We start from the raw sequence: 266 nt of genomic DNA, 5'->3' as shown, positions 1-266 counted from the left end.
CTGCTGGAGCAATATGAGTCACTTTTAAGACCGAGTCGATAACCGCTTTTTGAAATGCGGGTGTTGGGTTGTCACTGTCACCGACAAGGTAGAAACCGTCAGGAATAATACCTTTGTCGTATTCAACACCATCGCGAGCAGATAATACCGGTCTGAACTCCAGCTCGTCAGTATCGGTAGTTTCATGTAGGTCAATATGCGCATAAATATCGCCCAGTGTTGCGACAAATGCCATCAGTGCAGCAGACTCTTCTGCTGGGCTATTA

At 46.6% G+C, this 266-nt stretch carries 1 protein-coding gene; it reads right to left on the bottom strand.

All coding sequences use genetic code 11. The features are described from left to right. Positions 1–266: M14 family metallopeptidase (locus AAEY72_RS15180; RefSeq protein ID WP_352311408.1), on the bottom strand; the 266-nt coding region annotated here is incomplete at both ends.

The sequence above is a fragment of the Psychrobacter sp. W2-37-MNA-CIBAN-0211 genome (genome assembly GCF_040309405.1).
GTDB lineage: Bacteria > Pseudomonadota > Gammaproteobacteria > Pseudomonadales > Moraxellaceae > Psychrobacter > Psychrobacter glaciei.
The sequence above is the reverse complement of the archived record's forward strand: the minus strand, read 5'-3'. Positions and strand labels throughout refer to the sequence as shown.